Origin of the sequence: Thioalkalivibrio thiocyanodenitrificans ARhD 1 (assembly GCF_000378965.1) — a bacterium.
GTDB lineage: Bacteria > Pseudomonadota > Gammaproteobacteria > Ectothiorhodospirales > Ectothiorhodospiraceae > Thioalkalivibrio_A > Thioalkalivibrio_A thiocyanodenitrificans.
On sequence record NZ_KB900536.1, the window covers coordinates 1707792 to 1731800 of the forward strand.

The 24009-nt window shown below is 65.1% G+C and carries 20 protein-coding genes and 1 pseudogene; 9 read left to right on the plus strand and 12 right to left on the minus strand.

Annotated features, from left to right (window positions below; translation table 11 throughout):
* Positions 1-176: 176 nt before the first annotated feature.
* The gene (gene ilvD, locus THITHI_RS0108000) at positions 177-2033 is read right to left on the minus strand and encodes a dihydroxy-acid dehydratase (RefSeq protein WP_018232560.1); all 1857 of its coding nucleotides are present in this window, start codon (positions 2031-2033) and stop codon (positions 177-179) included.
* A 203-nt stretch (positions 2034-2236) separates the two neighbouring features.
* Here ilvD and THITHI_RS0108005 point away from each other — a divergent pair, with 203 nt between their 5' ends.
* From THITHI_RS0108005 to THITHI_RS0108015, 3 genes are all read left to right on the plus strand, one after another.
* Positions 2237-2443, plus strand: a complete 207-nt coding sequence (locus THITHI_RS0108005) for a heavy-metal-associated domain-containing protein (RefSeq protein WP_018232561.1) — start codon at positions 2237-2239, stop codon at positions 2441-2443.
* 263 nt (positions 2444-2706) lie between these two features.
* Complete coding sequence (locus tag THITHI_RS0108010) at positions 2707-4059, plus strand: TrpB-like pyridoxal phosphate-dependent enzyme (RefSeq protein WP_018232562.1); 1353 nt, start codon at positions 2707-2709, stop codon at positions 4057-4059.
* Positions 4060-4136: 77 nt separating this feature from the next.
* Entirely contained in the window at positions 4137-4625 is a 489-nt protein-coding gene (locus THITHI_RS0108015; protein ID WP_018232563.1) for a DUF192 domain-containing protein, read from the plus strand.
* Between the two features lie 77 nt (positions 4626-4702).
* Here the strand turns inward: THITHI_RS0108015 and THITHI_RS0108020 are convergent, their stop codons facing one another.
* Positions 4703-6175, minus strand: a complete 1473-nt coding sequence (locus THITHI_RS0108020) for a RimK family protein (protein ID WP_018232564.1) — start codon at positions 6173-6175, stop codon at positions 4703-4705.
* Between the two features lie 7 nt (positions 6176-6182).
* Positions 6183-7289 (minus strand): GNAT family N-acetyltransferase/peptidase C39 family protein, encoded by a 1107-nt coding sequence (locus THITHI_RS0108025; protein WP_018232565.1) that lies wholly within the window; start codon positions 7287-7289, stop codon positions 6183-6185.
* 114 nt (positions 7290-7403) lie between these two features.
* Between THITHI_RS0108025 and argE the strand changes: the two genes are divergently transcribed.
* Both argE and argA read left to right on the plus strand, forming a co-directional pair.
* Complete coding sequence (argE, locus tag THITHI_RS0108030) at positions 7404-8564, plus strand: acetylornithine deacetylase (protein ID WP_026186172.1); 1161 nt, start codon at positions 7404-7406, stop codon at positions 8562-8564.
* 237 nt (positions 8565-8801) lie between these two features.
* Positions 8802-10130 carry an amino-acid N-acetyltransferase gene (gene argA / locus THITHI_RS0108035; protein ID WP_018232567.1) on the plus strand — a complete coding sequence of 443 codons (1329 nt, stop codon included), beginning with the start codon at positions 8802-8804 and terminating at the stop codon, positions 10128-10130.
* 68 nt (positions 10131-10198) lie between these two features.
* Here argA and dksA read toward each other — a convergent pair whose 3' ends face one another.
* From dksA to glgX, 4 genes are all read right to left on the minus strand, one after another.
* On the minus strand, positions 10199-10603 hold the full coding sequence (dksA, locus tag THITHI_RS0108040; protein ID WP_018232568.1) for an RNA polymerase-binding protein DksA: 405 nt from the start codon (positions 10601-10603) through the stop codon (positions 10199-10201).
* A 295-nt stretch (positions 10604-10898) separates the two neighbouring features.
* On the minus strand, positions 10899-11780 hold the full coding sequence (locus THITHI_RS0108045) for a mechanosensitive ion channel family protein (RefSeq protein ID WP_018232569.1): 882 nt from the start codon (positions 11778-11780) through the stop codon (positions 10899-10901).
* 165 nt (positions 11781-11945) lie between these two features.
* Complete coding sequence (locus tag THITHI_RS0108050) at positions 11946-12725, minus strand: hypothetical protein (RefSeq protein WP_018232570.1); 780 nt, start codon at positions 12723-12725, stop codon at positions 11946-11948.
* A gap of 64 nt (positions 12726-12789) precedes the next feature.
* Complete coding sequence (gene glgX, locus THITHI_RS0108055) at positions 12790-14958, minus strand: glycogen debranching protein GlgX (RefSeq protein ID WP_018232571.1); 2169 nt, start codon at positions 14956-14958, stop codon at positions 12790-12792.
* 204 nt (positions 14959-15162) lie between these two features.
* Between glgX and THITHI_RS0108060 the strand changes: the two genes are divergently transcribed.
* Both THITHI_RS0108060 and murU read left to right on the plus strand, forming a co-directional pair.
* The gene (locus tag THITHI_RS0108060) at positions 15163-16194 is read left to right on the plus strand and encodes an aminoglycoside phosphotransferase family protein (protein WP_018232572.1); all 1032 of its coding nucleotides are present in this window, start codon (positions 15163-15165) and stop codon (positions 16192-16194) included.
* A 3-nt stretch (positions 16195-16197) separates the two neighbouring features.
* A complete protein-coding gene (gene murU, locus THITHI_RS0108065; RefSeq protein WP_026186174.1) occupies positions 16198-16860 on the plus strand; it encodes an N-acetylmuramate alpha-1-phosphate uridylyltransferase MurU in 663 nt (220 codons plus the stop codon).
* 191 nt (positions 16861-17051) lie between these two features.
* Here the strand turns inward: murU and THITHI_RS19620 are convergent.
* From THITHI_RS19620 to THITHI_RS0108085, 4 genes and pseudogenes are all read right to left on the minus strand, one after another.
* Positions 17052-18268: pseudogene (locus THITHI_RS19620) on the minus strand (IS256 family transposase).
* A 240-nt stretch (positions 18269-18508) separates the two neighbouring features.
* A complete protein-coding gene (locus THITHI_RS0108075) occupies positions 18509-18952 on the minus strand; it encodes a DsrE family protein (protein WP_018232575.1) in 444 nt (147 codons plus the stop codon).
* A gap of 72 nt (positions 18953-19024) precedes the next feature.
* Complete coding sequence (locus THITHI_RS0108080) at positions 19025-19756, minus strand: hypothetical protein (protein WP_018232576.1); 732 nt, start codon at positions 19754-19756, stop codon at positions 19025-19027.
* Positions 19743-20303: an RNA polymerase sigma factor gene (locus THITHI_RS0108085; RefSeq protein WP_018232577.1), complete on the minus strand. Its 561-nt coding sequence runs from the start codon at positions 20301-20303 to the stop codon at positions 19743-19745. The genes THITHI_RS0108080 and THITHI_RS0108085 overlap by 14 nt, the downstream gene beginning before the upstream one ends.
* A gap of 160 nt (positions 20304-20463) precedes the next feature.
* On the opposite strand from THITHI_RS0108085, the gene THITHI_RS0108090 reads away from it, so the two are divergent.
* Entirely contained in the window at positions 20464-21912 is a 1449-nt protein-coding gene (locus THITHI_RS0108090) for a glutamate--cysteine ligase GCS2 (RefSeq protein ID WP_018232578.1), read from the plus strand.
* Positions 21906-22913 (plus strand): M14 family metallopeptidase, encoded by a 1008-nt coding sequence (locus THITHI_RS0108095; RefSeq protein ID WP_018232579.1) that lies wholly within the window; start codon positions 21906-21908, stop codon positions 22911-22913. Before THITHI_RS0108090 ends, THITHI_RS0108095 begins: the two co-directional genes overlap by 7 nt.
* A 255-nt stretch (positions 22914-23168) precedes the next feature.
* On the opposite strand, the gene THITHI_RS18685 is transcribed toward THITHI_RS0108095, so the two are convergent.
* The gene (locus tag THITHI_RS18685) at positions 23169-23819 is read right to left on the minus strand and encodes a hypothetical protein (RefSeq protein WP_018232580.1); all 651 of its coding nucleotides are present in this window, start codon (positions 23817-23819) and stop codon (positions 23169-23171) included.
* Positions 23820-24009 lie beyond the last annotated feature (190 nt).

Consider the following 24009-nt stretch of genomic DNA (forward strand, 5'->3'; position numbering starts at 1 on the left):
TCCGTGACAGGTCACGAAAGGACGTGACGAATGACCTCTCAGCCCGTCACCTGTCACTTGGTGCCGGTCACCGTAAGTGCAGCATGGGTCCGCTTCGCTTGACCCATCCTACGGGTGGTCTCCTCGCCCAGTCACCTGCACCCTGTCCCCACCAATTGACCGGGCATCAGCGCGACCTATCGTTTCAGCACCACCTGAGAGATGTCCCGCACCGCGCCGCGCGCCGCCGAGGTGGCCATCAGCGCGTAGGCCCTGAGGGCCTGGCTCACCGCCCGCGCCCGGTTGACCGGATTCCAGGCGGCCTCGCCCCGGGCCTCCATGGCCGAGCGGCGCCGGGTCCGCTCCGCGTCGTCCACGGCAAGGCGAATGCTGCGGTGGGGAATGTCGATCTCGATGATATCGCCCTCCTCCACCAGGCCGATCTCGCCGCCCTCGGCAGCCTCGGGAGAGACGTGGCCGATGGACAATCCCGACGTGCCGCCGGAGAAGCGCCCGTCGGTGATGAGCGCGCAGGCCTTGCCGAGACCCTTGGACTTCAGATAGCTGGTGGGATAGAGCATCTCCTGCATCCCGGGGCCGCCCTTGGGCCCCTCGTAGCGGATTACCACCACGTCGCCTTCCCGGATGCGATCGCCCAGGATCGCCTCCACGGCAGCGTCCTGGCTCTCGAACACGCGGGCGGGGCCGGAGAAGATCAGGTTGCTCTCATCCACGCCGGCGGTCTTGACGATGCAGCCGTCCACGGCCAGGTTGCCGTAGAGCACGGCCAGCCCGCCATCCCGGGAATACGCATGGGCGATGTCCCGGATGCAGCCGCGTTCCCGGTCCAGGTCGAGATCGTCCCAGCGCCGGTCCTGGCTGAACGCCGTCTGGGTGGGCACGCCGCCGGGGGCGGCCATGTAACGCATGCGCGCACCCTCCGCCTCGGAACGCATCACGTCCCATCGGTCCAGGGCCTCGCCCAGGGTGGCGCTGTGCACGGTCTTCGCCTCGCGGTGGATCAGGCCGCCCCGGTCGAGCTCGCCGAGGATGCCGAGCACGCCGCCGGCGCGATGCACGTCCTCCATGTGATAGAGCTGGGTGGCCGGGGCCACCTTGCACAGGTTCGGGATCCTGCGGGACATGCGATCGATGTCGGCCATGGTGAAGTCCACCTCGGCCTCGTGCGCGGCAGCCAGCAGGTGCAGTACGGTGTTGGTGGACCCGCCCATGGCGATGTCCAGGGCGATGGCGTTCTCGAAGGCCTGGAAGGTGGCGATGTTACGCGGCAGGGCGGAGGCATCGTCCTGTTCGTAGTAACGCCGGGCCAGTTCCACCACGAGCCGGCCCGCCTCCAGGAACAGTTCCTTCCTGTCCGCATGGGTGGCCAGCAGCGAGCCGTTGCCGGGCAGAGAAAGCCCCAGGGCCTCGGTGAGGCAGTTCATGGAATTGGCCGTGAACATGCCGGAGCAGGAGCCGCAGGTGGGGCAGGCGGAACGCTCGTACTCGGCCACGTCCTCGTCGCTCGCCCCGGGGTCGGCCGCCGTCACCATGGCGTCCACCAGGTCCAGGTGGATGACCTTGTCCCTGATCACCACCTTGCCCGCCTCCATGGGTCCGCCGGAGACGAACACCACGGGGATGTTGAGGCGCAGCGCCGCCATGAGCATGCCGGGGGTGATCTTGTCACAGTTGGAGATGCACACCAGGGCATCGGCACAGTGGGCGTTGACCATGTACTCCACGGAATCGGCGATCAGGTCCCTGGAGGGCAGGGAGTAAAGCATCCCGCCATGACCCATGGCAATACCGTCGTCCACGGCAATGGTGTTAAATTCCTTGGCCACCCCGCCGGCGCGCTCGATCTCCCGGGCCACCATCTGGCCCAGGTCCTTGAGATGCACATGGCCGGGCACGAACTGCGTGAAGGAGTTGGCGATGGCGATGATGGGCTTGTCGAAATCGCCGTCCTTCATGCCGGTGGCACGCCACAGGGCCCGGGCGCCGGCCATGTTGCGGCCGTGGGTGGTGGTGCGGGAACGGTACTGGGGCATGGATGACTCCGGTTTGCGATCCTGGAACAGACCGGACATTTTACACGGGCGCGACCCGGGTCACAGCACGCCCTCGCAAGCCACCGGGGATCGCCCTAACATAGGGGCATACTGCCGAAAGCCCCAAAGGGCGGCCCGTGGGCGCCTGACCGGGCGCGTTCCGGCGCATGGCAGGACACAGACACCGAAACCGGAGTGAAACCATGAATCTCACCTTCGATGTACAGAACATACAGTGCGGCGGTTGCGCCGCGAGCATTCGCAAGGGCCTGACCGAAGATCCGCGTGTACAGGGCGTGGACGTGGATGTCGACCAGGGCCGCGTCAGCGTGGAGACCAGCGAGGACATCCGCGCCGAACTGCTCGCCCGCCTTGAGCAACTGGGCTTCCCGGAGAAGTCCGGGGCCTAGCAGGCTGTTGAGAAAGTCTCCGGCGGATGCCAGGCAAGGCGGAAAGTGGCGAAAAAGCGCAGTGTACACGGGAGTACATGAGCATTTTGAGCCGCTTTCCAACGCAGCATGGCGCCGCCCGAGGGTTTTTCAACAGCCTGCTAGAACGGGAGCACGGCCGGACACCGCGTGGACGGCCCCGGCATCCGGACACAGGGAGACACCACCGAACAGGCCGGCCGCACACCGGCCACGCGACACCAAAAAAGGGGAATCACACCACCATGAACCAGACCAAGATCCTGCTGGAAGAGAACGAGATCCCGACCCACTGGTACAACGTCATGGCCGACATGCCCAGCCCGCCGGCGCCGCCACTGGGCCCGGACGGCAAGCCGGTCAGCCCGGAGATGCTCGGCGCGATCTTCCCGCCCGGCATCCTGGAACAGGAGATGAGCGCCGAGCGCTGGATCCCCATCCCCGACGAGATACGCCAGATCCTCTGCCTGTGGCGCCCCTCTCCCCTGTACCGGGCCCACCGTCTGGAGGCCGCGCTGGGCACCCCGGCCAGGATCTACTACAAGAACGAGGGCGTGAGCCCCGCCGGTTCCCACAAGCCCAACAGTGCCGTGGCGCAGGCCTACTACAACCGCGAAGCGGGGATCCGCCGGCTGACCACCGAGACCGGCGCCGGTCAGTGGGGTTCCTCCATTGCGCTCGCGGGACAGATGTTCGGTCTCGAAGTGCGGGTCTACATGGTCAGGGTGAGCTACGAGCAGAAACCGTTCCGCCGCTCCATGATGGAAACCTGGGGCGCCGAGGTGCTGGCGAGCCCCACCGACACCACCCGGTCGGGACGCCAGATCCTGGCCCAGGATCCGGATTCCCCCGGATCGCTCGGCATCGCCATCTCCGAGGCGGTGGAAGAGGCCGCGTCGCGTCCCGACACCAACTACGCACTGGGTTCCGTGCTCAACCACGTGGTGCTGCACCAGACCATCATCGGCCAGGAGGTGAAGAAACAGTTCGAGAAGGCGGGCGACTACCCGGACGCCGTGTTCGCCCCCTGCGGCGGCGGTTCCAACTTCGGCGGCGTGGCCTTCCCCTTCCTGGCGGACAAGGCGGCGGGCCGGGAGGTGCGCCTGGTGGCGGTGGAGCCCACCTCCTGCCCCACGCTGACCCGCGGCCATTACGCCTACGATTTCGGCGACAGCGTGGGCCTCACTCCGCTGATGCTCATGTACACGCTCGGCCATGACTTCGTGCCGCCGGGCATCCACGCCGGCGGCCTGCGCTATCACGGCGACAGCCCGCTGGTCTCGCAACTGCACAAGGAGGGGCTCATCGAGGCCGTGGCCGTACCCCAGATCGCCACCTTCGATGCCGGCGTGCAGTTCGCCCGGGCCGAGGGCATCATCCCCGCACCCGAGTCCTGCCACGCCATCCGCGCCTGCATCGACGAGGCCCTGCAATGCAAGGAGACCGGCGAAACGAAGACCCTGTTCTTCAACCTCTCCGGCCACGGCCACTTCGACATGGCCTCCTTCGACAAGTACTTCCGCGGTGAACTGGAGGACTACGAGTATCCCGAGGAGGCCATCAACGCCGCCCTGGACCGGCTGCCGAAGGTAGGTTGAGGCGTGAGGCGTGAGGCGTGAGGCGTGAGGCGTGAGGCGTGAGGCGTGAGGCGTGAGGCGGAGAGGATAGCGGCGGCATGACACTCACGGGATCCCCGCTCGGTAACCGTACCTTCCCCGCATGCCGGGGCAGCCGACCCGTTGCCGGCCTCGTGCTGCTGATTGTGTTCCTGCTATCCATTCCGGCACAGTTCGCCCTCGCCGATGCACGGGTCATCGACCTGCGCATCGGCGAGCAGCGACTCACCGCCGAGGTGGCCGACACCGACGAGACCCGGCGGCACGGGCTGATGTTCCGGGAATCCCTGCCCGAGGACCACGGCATGCTGTTCGTCTGGGAGGAACCGGCGCGCTATGCCATGTGGATGCAGAACACGCCCCTGCCCCTGTCGGTGGCCTTCATCGACGCCGACGGGCGCATCATAAATATCGAGGACATGCAACCCGACACCACCCGAACCCATCAGGCCGCCGCCCCGGTCATCTACGCGCTGGAGATGGAACAGGGCTGGTTCGCGGCCCGCGGTATTCGTGCCGGGGATCGGGTGAGTGGGCTACCGGAATGAAGTGCGAAGTGTGAATTGGGAAGTTGGAGGTGATAGTCCTTGACTTCGCACCTCCAAATTCACACTTCGCACTTCAGCTACCGCTTGCGCATGCGGTCCAGGCGGCGCACGAAGTCCTCCAGGATGCGCCGGTACAGCTCGTCCCTGATTACCGCGTCCTCGATGCCTGCATCCAGGTTGGGATTGTCGTTCACCTCGATGACCACCACGCCCTTGTTCGTCTGTTTCAGGTCCACGCCGTAGAGCCCGTCGCCGATCAGGTTGGCGGCGCGCAGTGCGGTCTTCACCACCCGCGGCGGCGCGTCGTCGACCGCCAGGGTACGAAAGCCTCCCTGGCGCGGATTGCCCTTGGCCTGATGGTTGACGATCTGCCAGTGCTTGCGGGACATGAAATACTGACACACGTACATGGGCTGCCTGTTCATGATACCCACGCGCCAGTCGAACTCCGTGTAGGCGAATTCCTGGGCGAGGATCAGGTCCGAATCCCTGAACAGGCGCCTGGCGGTCTCTTCCAGCTCCTGGCGATCATCGGCCTTGAACACACCCCGGGAGAACGAACCGTCCGGAATCTTGAGCACCACCGGATAGCCGATGGTCTCCTCGGCGGCGAGCAGATTGTCTTTGCTCAGAATCAGGGTGCGGGGCGTGGCCACCCTGTGCGCGGCCAGCAGCTCGGCCAGGTACACCTTGTTGGTGCACTTGAGGATGGAGTCCGGATCGTCGATCACGACCATCCCCTCGCTGTCCGCCTTGCGGGCAAAACGATAGGTGTAGTGATCGATGCGCGTGGTCTCGCGAATGAACAGGGCATCGTATTCCGCCAGGCGCGAGAAGTCCTTGCGGTCGATGAGGTCCACCTCCAGCCCCAGTGATCGGCCGATGCGCACGAAGTGGTTCAGTGCCGTGCGGTTCGACGGCGGCAGGTCCTCGTCCGGGTTCTGCAGGATGGCCAGGTCGTACCTGTAACCGCGCGCACCCCGGGGCTTGCGCCACGGACGCTTGAGGTAGATGTCCAGGGCGGCGAAGAAGTCATCCTCCTGCTCCGGGGTGAGGGCCTGCAGGGAGAGGGGCTTCAGTGCATCGATGCGCCACTGCCCGGACAACTTGAACTCCACCTTGAACAGCGGCGCCCGGAAGATGGAGAACAGCTGCTGCGCGATCTCCTGCATCTCCCTGGGGGCACACTGGCCGAAGAACACCGTCATCTCGAAGGCAGTGGGCTGAAGTCCGGAACGCTTGCGCCCGAGCACTTTCGCCACCTTGCGGTCAATGTCCTCGGTGTCCAGGCTGTAGATGGACTTGCGCGAGAGATCCTGCAGGGTGCGCACCGTGGGTACCACCCTGTGATTGCGCGCCTCGGCCAGCAGGGAACAGTAATAGCCCACGCTCAGATACCGGTGGCTGCGGCACAGGTTGATCACCCGGAGCTGCCCGCCCCTGCTCTCCGGCGCCCGGGTGAGATAGTCGCGGGCCAGCATGACCGGGTACTCGGGAAAATGGGGTTTCCAGTCCGCAGGCTGTTCGATCAGAAGCACGTGATCAGACATGGCTCCCTCAGGGCAGGGTATCGGGTTTGGGATAGATCACCAGGACGGCCTTGAGGCCGGCCTTGCCGTATCGCGCCATGCGTTCGAAGTCGCGCCTGGGTATCGGCATGTTGATGGAGTCCAGCGGCGCCTCGCCCGCTTCGTAATCCACGAACGGGTCGTGCACGTAGATGAAGTGATCATCGAAGCCGGTGACCACCACCCAGTGGGGAAACTTCTCGCCGTAGATCCGGTAGGAACTGATGAGCACCACCGGCACCCCGCCGGCATCGCACCGCTGCTTGAGATCATCGACCTTCAGCACACCGTAGTGCAGGGGAATGCCCAGGGAATGGATCTCGTCCAGCATGTCCTGCTGCACCAGGCGCATGACCTCCTTCTTCTCTTCGCTGCGCACGGAATCCAGCAGGGGCATGCGCTCGTCGTTGATCACCAGCTCCACGCCGAACCCCCGGTGGGCCGCCGACAGGGCGAGGCCGTAGGGCCCGCATCCACCGTGGCCGGATGTCATGAAGATCGTGGTCGCCTCCCGCCAGATGCGCAGCTCCAGTGTCCGGTTGAGTTCCTCCCGCGGGTCCAGTGCCTTCATGGCCATCATGACCGCCGACGGGCCGCAGGTGAAATCCAGGGTCTGCTCGTAGAAAGGCACCCTGACCAGATCCGGGCTCAGGTGAGGCGCCAGCGACTTCTCGTACCGCCACGCATCCATGTGGTCCTCGTAGTAATCGCCATACTCGCCGAAGGGCTTGTAGCCCAGCCGGGAGAACAAGGCGATGGACGCGGTGTTGTCCTTGCGGATCTCAAGCCGGAGATAGGCGCAGTCCCGGTCCCGGGCGGCCTCCTCGGCCGCTTCCACCAGGGCCTGGCCGATGCCCTGCCCCCGGGTGTCCCGCTCCACCGCGATGGAATACAGCCGCGCCATGGAGGTACCCCGGCTGAACAGGAGCAGTACATAGCCATTGAGCGCACCCGCCCGGTCGCTCACCAGCACATGGGCATTGGCCTTGGTCAGCATGTAGCGGAACTGCCGCCGTGAAAGGCGGTCGATCTCGAAACACCGCTCCTCCAGCGCAACGAGTGCCGGGATGTCCGAGACCTGGGCGGGGCGTATCATCAATGAAGTATCGAGAGGCAAGGGACAAGATACAAGGGGCGGGATGTAACCGTTTCAGGCATTGTCCTTCTCTTGTATCTTGTACTTTATCTCCCGCTTTCCGGCCACCGATTCATGAAGCGACTCCCGAGTCTCAACCAGATGCTCGCCCGGCTCATCGCACTGCCGTCGGTGAGCAGCGTGTCCCCCGAGTTCGACATGAGCAACCGGGCCGTCATCGACGAACTGGCCGGCTGGTGCGAGGCGGCGGGCTTCGACGTGGCGATCACGCCCATCGACGGCAAACCGGGAAAGGCCAACCTGGTGGCCACCATGGGGCGGGGCCCCGGGGGTCTCGTGCTCGCCGGTCATACCGATACCGTGCCCTGCAATCCGGAACTCTGGCGCCAGGACCCGTTCAGGCTCACGGAACGCGACGGGCGGCTCTACGGGCTGGGCACCTCGGACATGAAGAGCTTCCTGGCACTGGCCCTGGAGGCGGCCCGTGATCTCACCCCCGAGCAGTTCCACCAACCGCTGGTGATCCTCGCCACGGCGGATGAGGAGAGCTCCATGGCCGGGGCCAAGGCCATCCGTGCCGCGGGCCGCCCGCTGGGCCGTCATGCCGTCATCGGAGAACCCACGGGGCTGCGGCCCGTGCGCATGCACAAGGGCATCCTCATGGAAGGGATTCGCCTCACCGGCCGCTCCGGGCATTCCAGCGACCCGCGGCTCGGCAACAATGCCCTGGAAGGCATGCACCGTGCCATCACGGAGATCATCGCCTGGCGGGCTGAGCTTCAGGCGCGCTACAACAATCCCCTGTTCAGGGTATCGGGGCCCACGCTCAACCTCGGTCACATCCACGGCGGAGACAATCCCAACCGGATCTGCGGGCGCTGCGAACTGCATATCGACCTGCGGCCGCTGCCGGGCATGGATCTGGACGAACTGCGTCAGGCGCTGGCATCACGGCTCGAACGCAGTCTCGCGGACACCGGACTCGAACTGGAAGTCTTTCGCCTTTTTGATGGCACGCCGGCCATGGAAACGCCCGCGGACGCACCGGTGGTGCGTGCCGCCGAATCGCTCACCGGACATGCAGCCGAGGCGGTGGCCTTCGGCACCGAGGGCCCCTACCTGCGCGATCTGGACATGGACGTGGTGGTGCTCGGACCCGGCGACATCGACCAGGCCCACCAGCCGGACGAATACCTTTCCATGGATCGCATCGAACCGACCCTCAACCTGCTGCGTTCGCTGATCAGGGGGTTCTGCATCGATCCTGTTCGCTGAGGCTGCGGCGGGCGGCTCGGTCGTCGGCCAGATGATTTTCAGCCACAGAGGTCACAGAGGACACAGAGGACACAGAGAAAAGATGTACGGGAGATCTGTCAGACAGGTGGTTCGACCTCTGTGACCTCTGCGACCTCTGTGGCTGAAAATGCGAGCCCTCCTCGGCGGCCCAATGACGCGCCGGACCCGCTTCCGGTATGCTCCGCTCTTGAACGCAGGCACCGGGACAGCATCCAGATGAAGAAGAACAACCGGCCCGAACTCTCGCAGATCAACTGGTTCCGCAATGCCGCCCCCTATATCAATGCGCACCGGGGGCGGACCTTCGTGATCGCCTTTGGCGGCGAAGCCGTCCAGGATACGGGCTTCGCACGGCTGATCCACGACATCGCCATGCTGCAGAGCCTCGGCGTGCGTCTGGTACTGGTGCATGGTGCCCGGCCGCAGATCGAACAGCGCCTGCGCGCCCGGGGTCAGGCGTTCCATTATGCGGCCGGGCTGCGGATCACCGATGCCGACGCCCTCCAGGAGGTGAAGGAGGCCGCCGGCTGCCTGCGCGTGGAGATCGAGGCCCAGTTGTCCATGGGGCTGGCCAACACGCCCATGAGCGGTGCGCGCATACGTGTCGCCTCCGGCAATCATGTGATGGCCAAACCGCTCGGGGTGCGCGACGGGGTGGACTACCAGCATACCGGTGAGGTGCGCCGCATTGATGCGGAGGGCATCCGCCGGCACCTGGAGAACGGTGAAGTCGTACTGCTCTCGCCCCTGGGTTATTCGCCCACTGGAGAGGTGTTCAACCTGAGCGCGGAGGATGTAGCCACGGCCACCGCCATTTCGCTCAAGGCGGACAAGCTGATCTTTCTCACCGAAGAGCCACGGCTGCGCGACGGGCGCCGCCGCCCGATCAGCCAGATGACCGCCGAGCAGGCCCGCACCTGGCTGAACAGGCGCCGCGGACCGGCATCGGAAACGGCCCGGCACCTCACCAGCGCCATTCATGCCTGCCGCCACGCGGTGGAACGCGTGCACCTGGTTGAACGTGCCGTGGACGGCGCGCTGCTGCTCGAACTCTACACCAGGGACGGCGTCGGCACGCTGATCACCGGCGAGACCTACGAGCGGCTGCGCCGCGCCACCATCGATGACGTGGGCGGCATTCTCGAACTGATTCAGCCCCTGGAGGCGGAAGGGGTGCTGGTGCGCCGCTCGCGGGAACAACTGGAATTGGAGATCGACCGGTTCAGCGTCATCGAGCGTGACGGCGTGGTACTCGGCTGCACGGCCTTCTATCCCTTCCCGGAGGAGTCGGTGGGCGAGCTGGCGTGTCTCGCTATCCATCCCCAGTACCGCACCGCCAGCCGGGGCGACCGCCTGCTGGACTTCGTGGAAGCGGAGGCCAGGACGCTGGGCATCGCCCGGTTGTTCGTACTCACCACCCGCACCGCCCACTGGTTCCGGGAGAGAGGCTTCGAGCCAGGTGACATCAAGGCGCTGCCGCTGCGCCGCCGCGAGCTGTACAACTACCAGCGCAACTCGAAGGTCTTTATCAAGGGATTGGCCTGAGGGCGGTAATTGGTCAGTTGTCAAAGACGCCCCCGCAACGGACCACTGACAACGGACAACTGACCAATTCACCTCCTCTCATCCCGCTCGTGCCGTTCCTGGGCTTCGAGGCTCAGGGTGGCGATCGGGCGGGCTTCCAGTCGTGCGAGCCCGATGGGCTCGCCGGTCTCCTCACAGTATCCGTAGCTGCCGTCATCGATGCGCCTGAGGGCCGCATCGATCTTGCCGATGAGTTTTCGGTATCGATCCCGGGTGCGCAGTTCCAGGCTCGCGTCACTCTCCCGGCTGGCCCGATCGTTGGGGTCCGGCTCGCGCCATTGTTCGCTGCGCAGGTTTCTGATGGTCTCGTCGGACTCGGTGAGCAGCATCTCCCGCCATTCCAGCAGCTTGCGCCGAAAGTACGCCAGCTGTGGCGGGCTCATGTACGGCTCGTCCTCCGAGGGTCGATACTCCGTGGAAATCTTGTCTTGCATGGCAACCGGAGCCTCTCTGGCACGGGGTCGTCGGGCGACCCAAGGTTGAAGTATAACCCCGAGGTCACGAAAGACCACGCTAAGTGACTGCTGCGCAGCATGGTCAACATGAACCGGTGGCGGTGCATCCGTCAACGCCCTGAAATGATGCGCATGCGAACATGCCGGCCGCAGGAAAAGAGGCACAGGATATGCAAGAGAAATCCGCGATGAACGGACAACCGCCTGAACACGGACATGTGTTGTACGCGTTCGCCTGCGCACCGCGCCGGCCCGGCAACGCGTCAGGCAATGATCATCCGGGCCCGGCGGTACCGTCCCCTTCTTGCGATGTCCGACTGTCTCCGTCGGACTTCACCACACGCACGGGAAACGGATCCGTGATGCTGCCCGCGTACAGGCTCATGTGCGGGAAGGGGATCTCCACACCCTCCGCGTCAAAGGCACGCTTGATCTCCGTTTGCAGACTGTTTCTCAATTCCAGGAAATTTTCCCGCTTTGCCCACACCGAGAACTGAATCTCCAGGGCGGAGTCGCCGAAACCGTTGAAGATGAACAGGGGCTTGGGCTCGTCCATGCAGAGGGCATTCTGATCGGCCACACGCATGAGGATCTTGCGCACCCGTTCGATATCCTCCTTGTAGGCCACGCCCAGTTGCAGATCGAAGCGGCGGATGGGGAAACGGGTCAGCGTGGTGACCTGGCTCTTGATCAGTGTCTCGTTGGGGATGCGCACGAACAGGTTGTCAAAGGTGCGCAGCTTTACCGACAGCAGGTCCACGGACAGCACCTCGCCGGTGGTATCACCCACCTTGATGACGTCCCCGGTACCGAAAGGCCGCTCACCGATGAGAAAGAGTCCGCTGATCAGGTTGGAGGCGGACGTCTGCGAGGCAAACCCGAGGGCCACCGAGAGCACGCCGGCCGCGCCGAGCAGAACCCCCAGGCTGAAACCCAGTTCGTTCAGGGCCGACGCCAGAAACAGCGCCAGGATCAGGTAGAAGGCCAGGCGCCGCAGGACCATGGCGTGATGCGCACTGAAACGCCGTGCCATGAACCGCTGCATGAGACGGGCCACCAGGCGCGCCAGCACGACACCCGCCAGCAGAAAAAGCACCGCGCGCAAGACGCCCATGACCTGGTCGCTGGCAAGGAAGTTGAGTGTCGATTCCAGCATGGGACTCTCCGGGACAGGGGCGGTTCAAGGTTCAAAGTTCAAAGTTCAAAGTTCAAAGTTCAAGGTTCAAAGTGTGGCTGCTTTGGCACCGTAGCCAACCCATGGGCACCGGTTTTCCTTTGAACTTTGAACTTTGAACTTTGAACTTTGAACTTTGAACCGCCCCTAACCAAACAGATCACTGAAGGCACGCACCAGTCCGCCCCGTCCCACTTCGGTACGCGGGGCACTCAGGCGTTCGGCGCGGGGGGCCTGCGCCGGTCTGCCGGGAATCACCTGCAGGTTCGCCATGTCGCTGTCGACACTGCGAGTGAGATTCACTGCCTCCGTCCACAATCCGGTCTCCGCATCACCGTACACCGACAGCAGGGGCACGGGCAGACTGAGCCTCTCGATCGGCAGCAGGCTCGCCGCCTCGTTTCGCACCTTCACGGGTGTGACGGCCCGATGGGGCCGCCTCGGCACCTCCTCCAGGTGACTGCGGGCATGGGTTCGCGCCGCGTAACACAGCTCCCCCTCCCGGGTGGACGGGCCGAACCAGGTATCCGAGAGCGGCAGCACCGGGATCTCCTTGAGCGCGCGCGCCGGTTCACCCAGGTCTATGGACACCCACACGGGCGTACTGAGGTAGAGCATGGCCTCTTCGCCGGGCGGGATGAACACCGCCTGACGCGCGCGCACCACCACCGGGCGGTCCGCCAGCATGGGCCGCAGGCAGAGCTGTTCGGGGCTGCGGCCGAACACGAAGCGCTCGATATCATCGCCCTCCGGCATCTGCGTGATCCACTCCACGCGGGCCTCGGCCGCACCCCGTTCCTCCGCCGCGTCCCGGGCCAGCCCGAGATGCCAGGCATCGGCGCTTCGGAAGAGCTTCAGGGTGAGGGGCCCCAGGACGCAGCACAGGCCCTGCCCCGGAGCCACGTCCCGGCGGGACCACCAAGGCATCGATGTCTGTTCGTCGTTCACTTCATGCTCCCTGGACTCACGGCCGCCGGGAAAACCCAGGCGCTCAGATGAGCCCGTCAGCCTCCCGCACCATGGGCACCACGCGGCTGGTATTGACCAGCACCGCCACGGAACGGCCCTGCAGGGGATAATACTCGTGACTGTGGAAGTTTCGCCTGTCCGGGCGTTCCCCGTCGTCGTAATGGGTGTCGATGAGCACGGCCCACCGCGTACGGGCAGGCTCGTCGGGCAGGCGGAATTCGACGGCCGCATGGTGGGCGTTGAACAGCAGGATCAGGTCGGAGTCCTGGATCTTCCGGCCCCGTTCGTCGTACTCCTCGAACGCATCACCCGCCACGAACATGCCCAGCACGCGCCCGAACGGCTGGTGCCAGTCCACCTCGGTCATCTCCTCTCCGTCGGGCCGCAGCCATGTTAGGTCCTTAGTGCGGCCGCCATTCACATGATGCCCCCGGAAGAACTGCCTGCGGCGCAGGGCCGGGTGTTTGCGTCTCAACCGGATGAGCCGGCACACGAAGTTGAGCAGGCCCTGGCGCTCCTCGTCCAGCGACCAGTCCAGCCAACTCAATGCATTGTCCTGGCAGTAGGCGTTGTTGTTGCCCTGCTGGCTGCGCCCGCGCTCGTCACCGGCCGCGAGCATGGGAATGCCCTGGGACAGGAACAGGGTGGCCAGCAGGTTGCGCTTCTGCCGTGCGCGCAGGGCCTGGATATGGCCGTTGTCCGTGGGGCCCTCCTGGCCGCAGTTCCACGACAGGTTGTGGTCCTCGCCGTCGCGGTTGTCCTCGCAGTTGGCTTCGTTGTGCTTGTGGTTGTAGCTCACCAGGTCATGCAGCGTGAAGCCGTCGTGGCAGGTGATGAAATTGATGCTGGCATAGGGGCGCCGGCCGCTGGACTCGTAGAGATCCGAAGAGCCGGTGAGACGATAGGCCATATCACCCAGCATGGCCTCGTCGCCCTTCCAGTATGCGCGGGCGGAATCCCGGTAGCGGCCGTTCCATTCCGTCCAGCCCACCGGGAAATTGCCCACCTGGTAACCGCCTTCCCCCAGGTCCCAGGGCTCGGCGATGAGCTTCACCTGGGAAAGCACCGGGTCCTGGTGGATGATGTCGAAAAAGGCGCCAAGGCGATCCACCGCGTGCAGCTCCCGGGCCAGCGCCGACGCCAGATCGAAGCGGAACCCGTCCACGTGCATTTCCTGCACCCAGTAGCGCAGGGAGTCCATGATCAGCTGCAACACCCGGGGGTGGCGCATGTTCAGGGTGTTTCCGCAGCCAGTGTAATCCATGTAGTGGCGGCGATCGTCATGGAGCAGCCGGTAGTAGGCGGCATTGTCGATCCCCCGGAAACACAGGGTCGGCCCGAGCTGATTGCCCTCGGCGGTATGGTTGTAGACCACATCCAGGATCACCTCGATGCCGGCGCTGTGCAGCACCTTCACCATGGTCTTGAACTCGTCCACCTGGCCGGTGGATGAGTAGCGCATGTCGGGCGCGAAATAGCCGATGGAGTTGTATCCCCAGTAGTTGCGCAGGCCTTGGGCCACCAGGTTGCGGTCATCCACGAATGCGTGCACCGGCATCAGCTCCACGGCGGTCACACCCAGGCGCTTGAGGTAAGCCACCACCGGAGCCGTTGCGAGCCCCGCATAGGTACCCCGCAGGGCCGGCGGCACCCGCTCGTTCAGGGCGGTGAAACCCTTGACGTGGAGTTCGTAGATCACCGTGTCATGCCAGGGGGTGCGCGGATGGCGGTCCTCGCCCCAGGTGAAGGCGGTGTCGATCACCTGGCAGCGGGGCATGCCCGCGGCGGAGTCGCGCCGGTCGATCTGCAGGTCGGCCTTCGGTGAGCCGATGCGATAGCCGAACAGGGCGTCACTCCAGCGTATCTGCCCCACCACATGCCTGGCATAGGGATCCAGGAGCAGCTTGTGGGCATTGAAGCGATGCCCGCGCTCGGGATCGTACGGCCCGTGGACCCGATAGGCGTACAACAGCCCCGGGCGCGCCTCGGGCAGATAGGCGTGAAAGACCTGGTCGGTCTGCCATTTCAGCTCCACCCGGGACAGTTCACGTTTGCCTCCGGAGTCAAACAGGCACAGATCCACCCGCTCGGCATGCTCCGAGAAGAGGGCGAAATTGACGCCCTCACCGTCCCAGGTGGCGCCCAGGGGATAGGGCGCGCCGGGCCACAGGGTCCAATGGGGTCGGCTCACAGGCACACCCGGTCTTTGGCGGTCAGGCACATGAAGGACAATACTCCGGGTATCGGGGAACCGACGGGGTGATGCGCGTTCGACGCGCCAGTATAGAAGCCGCCTCTTGCGGGGCGCAATCCGGCCCGGTCGGCCCCGCGACAGGACAGCACAATTGCTTCAGAATCGGCCATTCCCATCCGTGGTGGATCCGTATACGGCCTCATGACCCGACAAAAGGACAACAGGCGGGACGACCCGCGCCTGAACGCGCTTAACCAATGGCTCGCAGGCGTGCTGGGTGCCCACGTGCGCGCGTCGCGCCCGCTCTCCTCGGACGCGAGCTTTCGCCGCTATTTCCGGATCAGGGATGCCGGCCACAGCTGGATTGTCATGGACGCACCGCCGGAGCAGGAGCACCCGGCGGATTTCGTGCGCATCGCCGGCTGCCTGGAGCGCCTGGGCCTGACCGTGCCCCGGGTGCTGGCCGCCGACCCCGGCGCGGGATTCCTGCTGCTGGAGGATCTCGGCGATCGCACCTTCAGCCGCGCCCTGGCCGCGGGGGATCCGGAACAGGACCTGTACACCCTGGCGGTGGACACCCTGGCCACGGTCCAGAACCGTTGGACGGGCACCTGCACACTGGAACCCCCCGCGCCCTACGACGAAGTGGAACTGCTGCGCGAGGCGCGGCTGCTGGTGGACTGGTACTGGCCCCGGGTGACGGGCGGACCCTGCCCCGAAGACGTCTGCGAGGCCTTCGAGCAGGCATGGCGCCAGGCACTGGCGCCCGTGTACCAACTCGCGCCCGTCCTGGTGCTGCGGGACTTTCACGTGGACAACCTGATGGTGATCCCCGGCCGGCACGGCATCACCGCCTGCGGACTGCTGGATTTCCAGGACGCGCGCCTGGGCTGCCCCGCCTATGACCTGGTTTCCCTGCTGCGCGATGCGCGCCGGGATGTGCCCGAACCCCTCGCCCGAAACATGCTGGCGCGTTTTCTCAGGGCCCGCCCGGACCTCGATCACAGGGATTTCGAAACCGCCTACTGGATACTGGGCGCCCAGCGCAATACCAAGATCATCGGCATCTTCACCCGCTTGTGGCAGCGGGACGGCAAGCCCGGTTACCTGCGTTATCTGCCCAGGTTGTGGCGGTTGCTGGAGGAGGAACTCGCCCATCCCGCGCTCGCACCCGTGCGGCGCTGGTACGACACCCACCTGCCGCCCGGGCTGCGGCGCGCATTGCAGGCCTGATCCGTGCACGCCATGATCCTGGCCGCCGGACGCGGTGAACGCATGCGCCCGCTGACGGACCACACCCCCAAGCCCCTGCTGATGGCCGGCGGCCGGCCGCTGATCGAGCATCACCTGCTGCGCCTGGCCGCCGCCGGCTACCGGGACGTGGTCATCAACCTGGCGCATCTGGGCGGACAGATCCGGGAACACCTGGGAGACGGTTCCCGATTCGGGCTCGCCATCCGCTATTCACCCGAGGATCGGGCCCTGGAGACCGGCGGCGGCATTCGCCGGGCGCTGCCCCTGCTGGGCGACGAACCCTTTCTGGTCATCAACGGTGATGTCTGGTGCAGCCACCCGCTCAACCCGCCCGTTATGGCCGAACGCGACTTGGCCCATCTGGTGCTGGTGGACAACCCGGCCCACCATCCGGCCGGAGACTTCTGCCTGATCGGGGGACGGGTACGGGACCGGGGCGCCGACAGGCTCACCTTCAGCGGCATCGGCTGGTATCGCCCGGCGCTCTTCCGGGACCATGCCGACGGCCGCTTCCCGCTGGCACCCCTGCTGCATGCCGCCATGACCGGGGACCATGTCAGCGGCGAGTACTACCGGGGCGGATGGCTGGACGTGGGCACGCCGGAGCGCCTCGCGCAGCTCGATGCCTGGCTGCGTAGGACGTGAGGCGTGAGGCGTGAGGCGTGAGGCGTGAGGCGTGAGGCGTGAGGCGTGAGGCGTGAGGCGTGAGGCGTGAGGCGTGAGGCGTGAGGCGTCCAGAGCATAAACCCCTTGCCCCTCATGGGGGCCAGGGAGAAGGTGGTTTCACGCCTATCGCCTATCGCCTATCGAGTCTGTAATTCTTTTTGTGTAACTGCCTATCCCTGAGTGGCCCGGATTCGCTCGCCATGTTCGATTTCGAATCGATGCATGGCGGCCTTCCAGTTCTGGATGGGCCGGGTCCAGCGCTTTGAGGCGCTCTGCACGGCCAAGAATACCACCTTCATCGCCGAGGCATCGCTGGGGAAGACACGCCGGTTCTTGGTGGCCTTGCGGATGACGCTGTTGAGCGATTCGATGGCGTTGGTGGTGTAGGTCACCTTGCGGATCTCGGGCGGATAATCAAACAGCGGGATCACCTGTGCCCAGTGCCGGCGCCAGATCGGCCCAATGCTGGGATAGCGCTCGCCCCAGACGGCCTCAAAGGCAGCAAGCTGCGCCTCGGCCTGCTCGGCGCTCGCGCTGTGGTAGATCTGGCGCAGGTCCCGGCACACCGCCTTGCGCTCCTTCCAGGAGACGTAGCGCACGCTGTTTCTCACCATGTGCACCATGCACAGCTGCACCCGCGCATGGGGGAAGGCCGCCTCGATGGCATCGGGGAAGCCGCTCAGCCCGTCCACGCAGGCGATGAAGATCTCCTTGACCCCCCGGTTCTGAAGCTCGGTGAGCACCGAGAGCCAGAACTTCGCCCCCTCGGTTTCGGCCAGCCACAGCCCCAGCAACTCCTTCTCGCCCTCGGTGTTGATGCCCAGCGCCAGGTACATCGATTTATTCACCATGCGCCGGTCCTGGCGCACCTTGAGCACCACACAATCCAGAAAAACAATGGGATAGACCTCGTCGAGCACCCGGTTCTGCCAGGCCTCAACCTCTCGATCACCGCCTCGGTGACCCGCGAGACCAGGTTCGCAGACACTTGCGCCCCGTACATCTGCTCAAAGGCCGAGACAATGTCGCGCGTGCTCATGCCCCGGGCATAGAGCGCCAGGATCTGATCATCAAACTGTGTCAGCCGCGTCTGGCCCTTGCCCACCAGCCGCGGCTCGAAGCTGCCGTTGCGATCCCGGGGCGTGGCAATCTCGACCTCCCCGTGACTGCCCTTGAGCGTCTTGCGGCTGAATCCGTTGCGACTGTTGCCGCTGTGGTGCCCAGCCGGGTCGTGCTTGGCATAGCCCAGGTGCGCCTCCATCTCCGCGCCCAGCGCGGTTTCCACCACCAGCTTCATCAGCTCAGCGCTGAAATCACTGAGATCCTTCTCCGTCTTGATCCCCTTGGCCAGGCGCGCCGCCAACTCCTTCTTCTCTTGTTCTTGCATCTGCTTGCCTCCCGTTTCAGCTACCATAAACAGAAACAAGCAGTTACACAGATTTAATTACAGTCCCCGCCTATCGCCTATCTCCTCTCCCCTATCCCTTATCGCCTATCGCCTATCGCCTATCGCCTGTCGCCTGTCGCCTGTCGCCTTTCCCCCAACCCCCTCACACCTCACCCCCCAAGACAAAAAAACCCGGGCAGGACCCGGGTTCAAGACTGCTCTCGGTGGTTCGTGCGTGTTTCAGGGCTTGACGTAGGTGTAGCCCTGGGCCTGCAGGTAGGACAGGTGCGCGACACCGCTGGGGATGATGTCCGCCTCGGTGGCATCGTACAGGTCCTTGGAGATATCCAGGTTGCGGCCCACGACCGTGTTCCTGCAGACCTGGAACGACACGTTCTGCATCTTCAGGTTGTCCACGCCGGCGCGCAGGTCCGCGTCGTCCTTGGCGTTGACCAGCAGATTCAGGCCGGCGCCGTGCATCACCACCTTGATGTCCATGTTGTCGGCGCCCACGGCGTTGATGTGGTTCTGGATGTTGCGCAGGGCCCCCTTGTTCTGCTGGGGATCACCGCCGTTGATGTGATACACGACCTTCTGGGTGCCGTACTCGGTGGCGAGGGCGGCGCCTGGCAGGGCCAGCAACAGGCCGGCCAGGGCCATCAGGGACACAATGATTTTTCTCATGACTGCTCCACTCCTTCCGGTTTGGGTCTGACGGTTCTGGTTATTGCTCACTGCTTCGCTAACAACAACGGGCTAGACCTGAATGTAGGCCCAGCCCTGGGACTGGCGGCGGATCACCTCCGCCACACCAGAATTGATCACCTGCACGGCAGGCAGCAGGCGCACGTGAAGGTTCTCCTCACGCTTGAGCCGCTCGATGGTATTGAGGCAGGCGGTAAAACTGAGCCCGGGGCCGTAACGCGCCGACAGCAGGGCCACCCGTTGCGGGAATGGCGAGATGTCCTCGCGCATCAGGGCCAGCCCTTCACCGTTGGCGACCACCTGCACCTGCAGGGGAACACCCTGCCGGATCGCGGCCTCCATGAGCATCTCCACTTCGTCGAGCATGTTGGTGATGCGTTCCTCGTCGGTGGTGGTGAGATGCAGCACGATCCGGTTGGCGAAGCGTTCCGATCCGTGCAGCGGCTGGCCCGGATCCGCGCTCGACAGATGGCGCGCGGGTTCCTGGGTGCCGATCCCCACCCCCACGATGCCCACGATGGCCAGCATCATCACCACGGCGGCGGCCACCGGCCCCAGCCATCCCCCGCTCACGGCGCGGGCACGGGCGGACGCCCTCGGCGGTCGGGGCACGTGCTCGTAGGCCAGGTTCACCATTTCCTTGACCTGGCAGAGATCACAGACCTCCCGGCTCAGGGCCTCGTCGCTCGAGATCCGTCTCAGACAGGCCAGACGCTCCTCGGGACAGAACTCACCGTCCACGAAGGCATTGAGGACCTCCTCGCTGGGCTTATCGGTTCTCATGGCGGCTTCTCACCACGCTCAGATGTTGGGGTTGGTTCTCGGGCTCCCGGCGCAGGAGCAATCGCTTCAACTGCTGCCGGGCCCGGCTCAGGCGGCTCATCACGGTGCCGATGGGTATCTCCAGGATCCCGGCCACCTCGCCGTAGGTGAACCCCTCCAGGTCCACCAGTGTGATGACCTTGCGCTGGTCGTCGCTCAACCGGTGAACGGCCTCGCGCACGCCCCGCACGATGGCGGCACGCTCAGCGTTCATTTCCGGGCAGTCCTCGCAGGCCAGTTCCACGTCGTCGGGATCCACCGTATCACGCTGGCGGCGCAGCCAGTCCCGGTGGCAATTGGTCATAATCCGGTACAGCCAGGGGCGAAGCGCGTCCTCGTCCTGCAGGGTGCGCAGCCGCGAGATGGCCTTGAGCAGAGTCTCCTGCACCAGGTCATCCGCCCGCGCCGGTTCATGACACCAGGCGTAGGCGGTCCGATATAATTGGGGCCGGTAGGTTGCGATTCGCGCCTTCAGCCGCCGCTGCAGGAACCAGTTCATCACTGCCATGACATTTCCGCCGCCTCTGTCTTGAACCCTAGGACGCAACATGCCGGATGCTTATTCCGACAATTTTCAGATCCGCCCCCGGAGGCAGCCGATCTTGCGGTCTGATCACCCGATCAACGACGAAGACGAACACTGACGGAACACCCGTCGAGGATGCCTCTTGGGCCAGGAAATACACCATACACGCTTTACCGACAGGGACTTCCAGGCATTCCGGGAACGCCTGGAGGAGGAAACCCGTCTGTGCCGGGACCTGGAAGCCGCCGGTCGCTTTGACGACCGCCACCCCGTGGCGGGCTTCGAGATCGAGGCATGGCTGGTGGACGCCCACCGGCAGCCCGCACCGGTCAACGAGGCCTTTCTGCGGGCCTTCGACAACCCGTTGGCCACACCGGAACTGGCCCGCTTCAACGTGGAACTCAACACCGAGGCCCACGGGCTGAGCGGCAGGACGCTGTCGAACCTGCACCGGGAGATGAAGGAAACCTGGACCCGGGCCCGGGTCGCGGCAGGCCAGGCCGGGGCGGAACTGCTGCTCACGGGCATTCTACCCACCCTGCGCCCCGAGCACCTGTGCCTGGAAAACATGTCGAACATGAAGCGTTACCGAGCCCTGAACGAGCAGGTGCTGCGTTCGCGCGAGGGTCGCGCCCTGAAACTGGACATCGTCGGCCGGGAACACCTGCATCACGAACATCGTGACGTGATGCTGGAAGCGGCCACCACGTCATTCCAGATCCACCTCCAGACACCGATTTCCGTGGCCCACAAGGTCTACAACGCTTCCATACTGGCCAGCGCGCCGGTGGTGGCACTATCGGGCAACTCGCCCTACCTGTTCGGCCGGGACCTGTGGGACGAAACCCGCATCCCCGTGTTCGAACAGTCGGTGGAGGTGGGCGGTTACCATGGTGCCGCCCGGGGGCCCCTGCGCCGGGTCAGTTTCGGATCGGGATTCGCGCGAGAGTCCATCCTGGAATGTTTCCAGGAGAACCTGGAACACTTTCCCCCGCTGCTGCCCATCCGCTTCGACGATCCCCCCGAGCGTTTCAGCCACCTGCGCCTGCACAACGGCACCATCTGGCGCTGGAACCGCCCGCTGATCGGCTTCGACGACCACGGCCGCCCCCATGTCCGCATCGAACACCGCGTGGTGCCGGCCGGCCCCACCCTGGCGGACAGCATCGCCACCGCCGCCTTCTACTACGGACTGGTGGAGGAACTGGTGAAAATCCCGGGTGGGCCGGACGGATTGATGGATTTCCCCCGGGCGAAGGACAATTTCTACGAGGCGGCACGCCTGGGACTGGATGCCCAGGTGGAATGGCCCGCCGGGGAACGCCGGGCAGTGCGGGATCTGGTCCTGGACACACTGCTGCCCGCGGCCGGGGCGGGACTGCTCCGGCTGGGACTGGACGAGACCGATGTGAGCCATTATCTGGGCATCATCGAGGCGCGGGTCAGGCTGGCGCGGACGGGCGCCGCGTGGGCGCGGCGATTCATGGCGGCACATGATCGGGATGAACGGGCGCTGGTGGATGCCTATCTGTCACACCAACTCACCGACCGCCCGGTGCATGAATGGCCAGTGGAGGACGCTTCATGCTGAGGGAATGGGATCACTTGCCCGAGGGCTTTCTCTCCGCACGCCCAGGGGATCTGGAGGGGCTGCTGGGCGGCCCGGGCCTGATCCATCTGCCCGGCCGGCGGCCGGAACCTCTGTTTGTCTCGGTCCTGCTGCACGGCAACGAACCCGCCGGTCTCGAGGCGATACAGGCAGTCCTGCGGGACCCCCCGCCCGGCGGCCTGCCCCGCAGCCTGTCCCTGTTCGTGGGCAACGTCAGCGCCGCCCGGGCGGGCGCGCGCCGCCTGGACGGTCAGCCCGACTACAACCGGGTCTGGCCGGGCGGCGACGGCGACGACTCTCCGGAGCACCGGCTCATGGCTCGCGTGACGGAACGCATGCGTGAACTCGCGCCGTTCGCCAGCGTGGACGTGCACAACAACACGGGCCTCAACCCCCACTATGCATGCATCAACCGCCTGGAGAACCGGTTTCTGCAGCTGGCCACACTGTTCGGCCGCACCGTGGTCTATTTCATTCGCCCCCGGGGGGTGCAGTCCCTGGCCTTCGCGGAATTCTGCCCTGCCGTGACCCTGGAATGCGGCAAGGCCGACGATGCCCGCGGCGTGGAACATGCCCGGGATTTCATCGCGGCCTGTCTGCAGCTCGCGGAGATTCCGTCTCACCCGGTGGCACACCATGACATGGACCTGTTCCATACGGTTGCAGTGGTCAAGGTGCCGGAAACCGTGTCTTTCAGCTTTTCGCCCGGTGCCGAAGACCTGACCCTCGACCCCGACCTGGACCGCATGAACTTCCGTGAACTGCCCGCCGGCACGGCGCTCGCCAGCGTACGCCCCGGCAGTCCGGTGCTCATCGAGGCCCGCAGCGAAACCGGCGAGGACGTGACCGCCGAGTACTTCGCCGTGCACCAGGACCGCCTGGTCCTGCGCCGGCCCATGATGCCCTCGATGCTGACCCTGGACGAACGCGTGGTGCGCCAGGACTGCCTGTGCTACCTGATGGAGAGAATGGGGATGCAGTGAGAAGGGTGAATTGGGAAGTGGGAAGTTAAGGCCGTTCCATTTCCCAGTTCCCAGTTCACCCTTCTCACTTCCCCGATCTCAGTAGGTGGAAGAATGAAGGATGAATACGGCGGCTAATCCGTATGATGGGTCAAGCGCAGCGGACCCATGCGGTCGCCGTGGTGACAAGTTACAGACTCCCAGCAACACACTCTTGCGGGAAGCATCCCGGGCCCGGCAACTCGTTTGCAGGGGCCGGCCAAAAAGGCCCGGGTCTTATTCATCCTTCATCCTTCCGCCTTCATCCGTGTCTTCAACCCGCCACCCCGCCCAGATGGGCCGCCGGTTCACGCCCGCCCCGAGTTCGATGAGCCAGTCGGCGATGACGGCATTGGAATTGTGGCGCAGCGTATAGGGTTTCGGATGGGCCACGAAGCTCAGGTCCACCTCGGGGGACTCAAGGACCAGACCCGTTTCAAACCACGCATCCAGTTGCATGCGCAAGGTCTCCGCCCGCACGGCCTCCACGCTGAGCGCATGGATCTCCTGCACGCGCACCCGCACCTGCGCGAGCACCGCCTCCTCCGTGGCCGGGCCCGGGAGCTGCCGCCGCCCCAGGGCCGATTCCGTAGGCCAGAGAACGGCCGCCAGCGCCCGCCCGATGCCGGTCTCGCGCTCGGCGTAGAAGCGCCAGTCCCCATAGGCGTAGCGAACCGACGTTCCGTCCGGTACCGGGAGCACCAGGCTGGTGTGCCTCCCGTGATCCAGCAGGAACACAGGCACAGGATCCGCGGGGGACTCCGGCGGAATCACCACGGTCGTACCGCATCCGGCGAGCCACAGAACCACCAGGATCACCAGAGCGTAGCGGCCGGGCATGGGGCGCCGGACCGTCGGCAGGAAGGTGCTATGCGGGATGAAGGCCATGTGCCGTTGTCAGTTGTCAGTTGTCAGTTGTCAGTTGTCAGTTGTCAGTTGTCAGTTGTCAGTTGTCAGTTGTCAGTTGTCAGTTGTCAGTTGTCAGTTGTCAGTTGTCAGTTGTCAGTTGTCAGTTGTCAGTTGTCAGTAGCGTGATCCTGCCAGCGGGGGTGTCAAGCGGTTTTCTGCAACTGACAAC

What these genes read in the sequence shown, in the direction of transcription:
- ilvD (WP_018232560.1), bottom strand. Translation starts at nt 2,033, where the DNA reads ATGCCCCAGTACCGTTCCCGCACCACCACCCACGGCCGCAACATGGCC.
- THITHI_RS0108005 (WP_018232561.1), top strand. Translation starts at nt 2,237, where the DNA reads ATGAATCTCACCTTCGATGTACAGAACATACAGTGCGGCGGTTGCGCC.
- THITHI_RS0108010 (WP_018232562.1), top strand. Translation starts at nt 2,707, where the DNA reads ATGAACCAGACCAAGATCCTGCTGGAAGAGAACGAGATCCCGACCCAC.
- THITHI_RS0108015 (WP_018232563.1), top strand. Translation starts at nt 4,137, where the DNA reads ATGACACTCACGGGATCCCCGCTCGGTAACCGTACCTTCCCCGCATGC.
- THITHI_RS0108020 (WP_018232564.1), bottom strand. Translation starts at nt 6,175, where the DNA reads ATGTCTGATCACGTGCTTCTGATCGAACAGCCTGCGGACTGGAAACCC.
- THITHI_RS0108025 (WP_018232565.1), bottom strand. Translation starts at nt 7,289, where the DNA reads ATGATACGCCCCGCCCAGGTCTCGGACATCCCGGCACTCGTTGCGCTG.
- argE (WP_026186172.1), top strand. Translation starts at nt 7,404, where the DNA reads ATGAAGCGACTCCCGAGTCTCAACCAGATGCTCGCCCGGCTCATCGCA.
- argA (WP_018232567.1), top strand. Translation starts at nt 8,802, where the DNA reads ATGAAGAAGAACAACCGGCCCGAACTCTCGCAGATCAACTGGTTCCGC.
- dksA (WP_018232568.1), bottom strand. Translation starts at nt 10,603, where the DNA reads ATGCAAGACAAGATTTCCACGGAGTATCGACCCTCGGAGGACGAGCCG.
- THITHI_RS0108045 (WP_018232569.1), bottom strand. Translation starts at nt 11,780, where the DNA reads ATGCTGGAATCGACACTCAACTTCCTTGCCAGCGACCAGGTCATGGGC.
- THITHI_RS0108050 (WP_018232570.1), bottom strand. Translation starts at nt 12,725, where the DNA reads ATGCCTTGGTGGTCCCGCCGGGACGTGGCTCCGGGGCAGGGCCTGTGC.
- THITHI_RS0108060 (WP_018232572.1), top strand. Translation starts at nt 15,163, where the DNA reads ATGACCCGACAAAAGGACAACAGGCGGGACGACCCGCGCCTGAACGCG.
- THITHI_RS0108075 (WP_018232575.1), bottom strand. Translation starts at nt 18,952, where the DNA reads ATGAGAAAAATCATTGTGTCCCTGATGGCCCTGGCCGGCCTGTTGCTG.
- THITHI_RS0108080 (WP_018232576.1), bottom strand. Translation starts at nt 19,756, where the DNA reads ATGAGAACCGATAAGCCCAGCGAGGAGGTCCTCAATGCCTTCGTGGAC.
- THITHI_RS0108085 (WP_018232577.1), bottom strand. Translation starts at nt 20,303, where the DNA reads ATGGCAGTGATGAACTGGTTCCTGCAGCGGCGGCTGAAGGCGCGAATC.
- THITHI_RS0108095 (WP_018232579.1), top strand. Translation starts at nt 21,906, where the DNA reads ATGCTGAGGGAATGGGATCACTTGCCCGAGGGCTTTCTCTCCGCACGC.
- THITHI_RS18685 (WP_018232580.1), bottom strand. Translation starts at nt 23,819, where the DNA reads ATGGCCTTCATCCCGCATAGCACCTTCCTGCCGACGGTCCGGCGCCCC.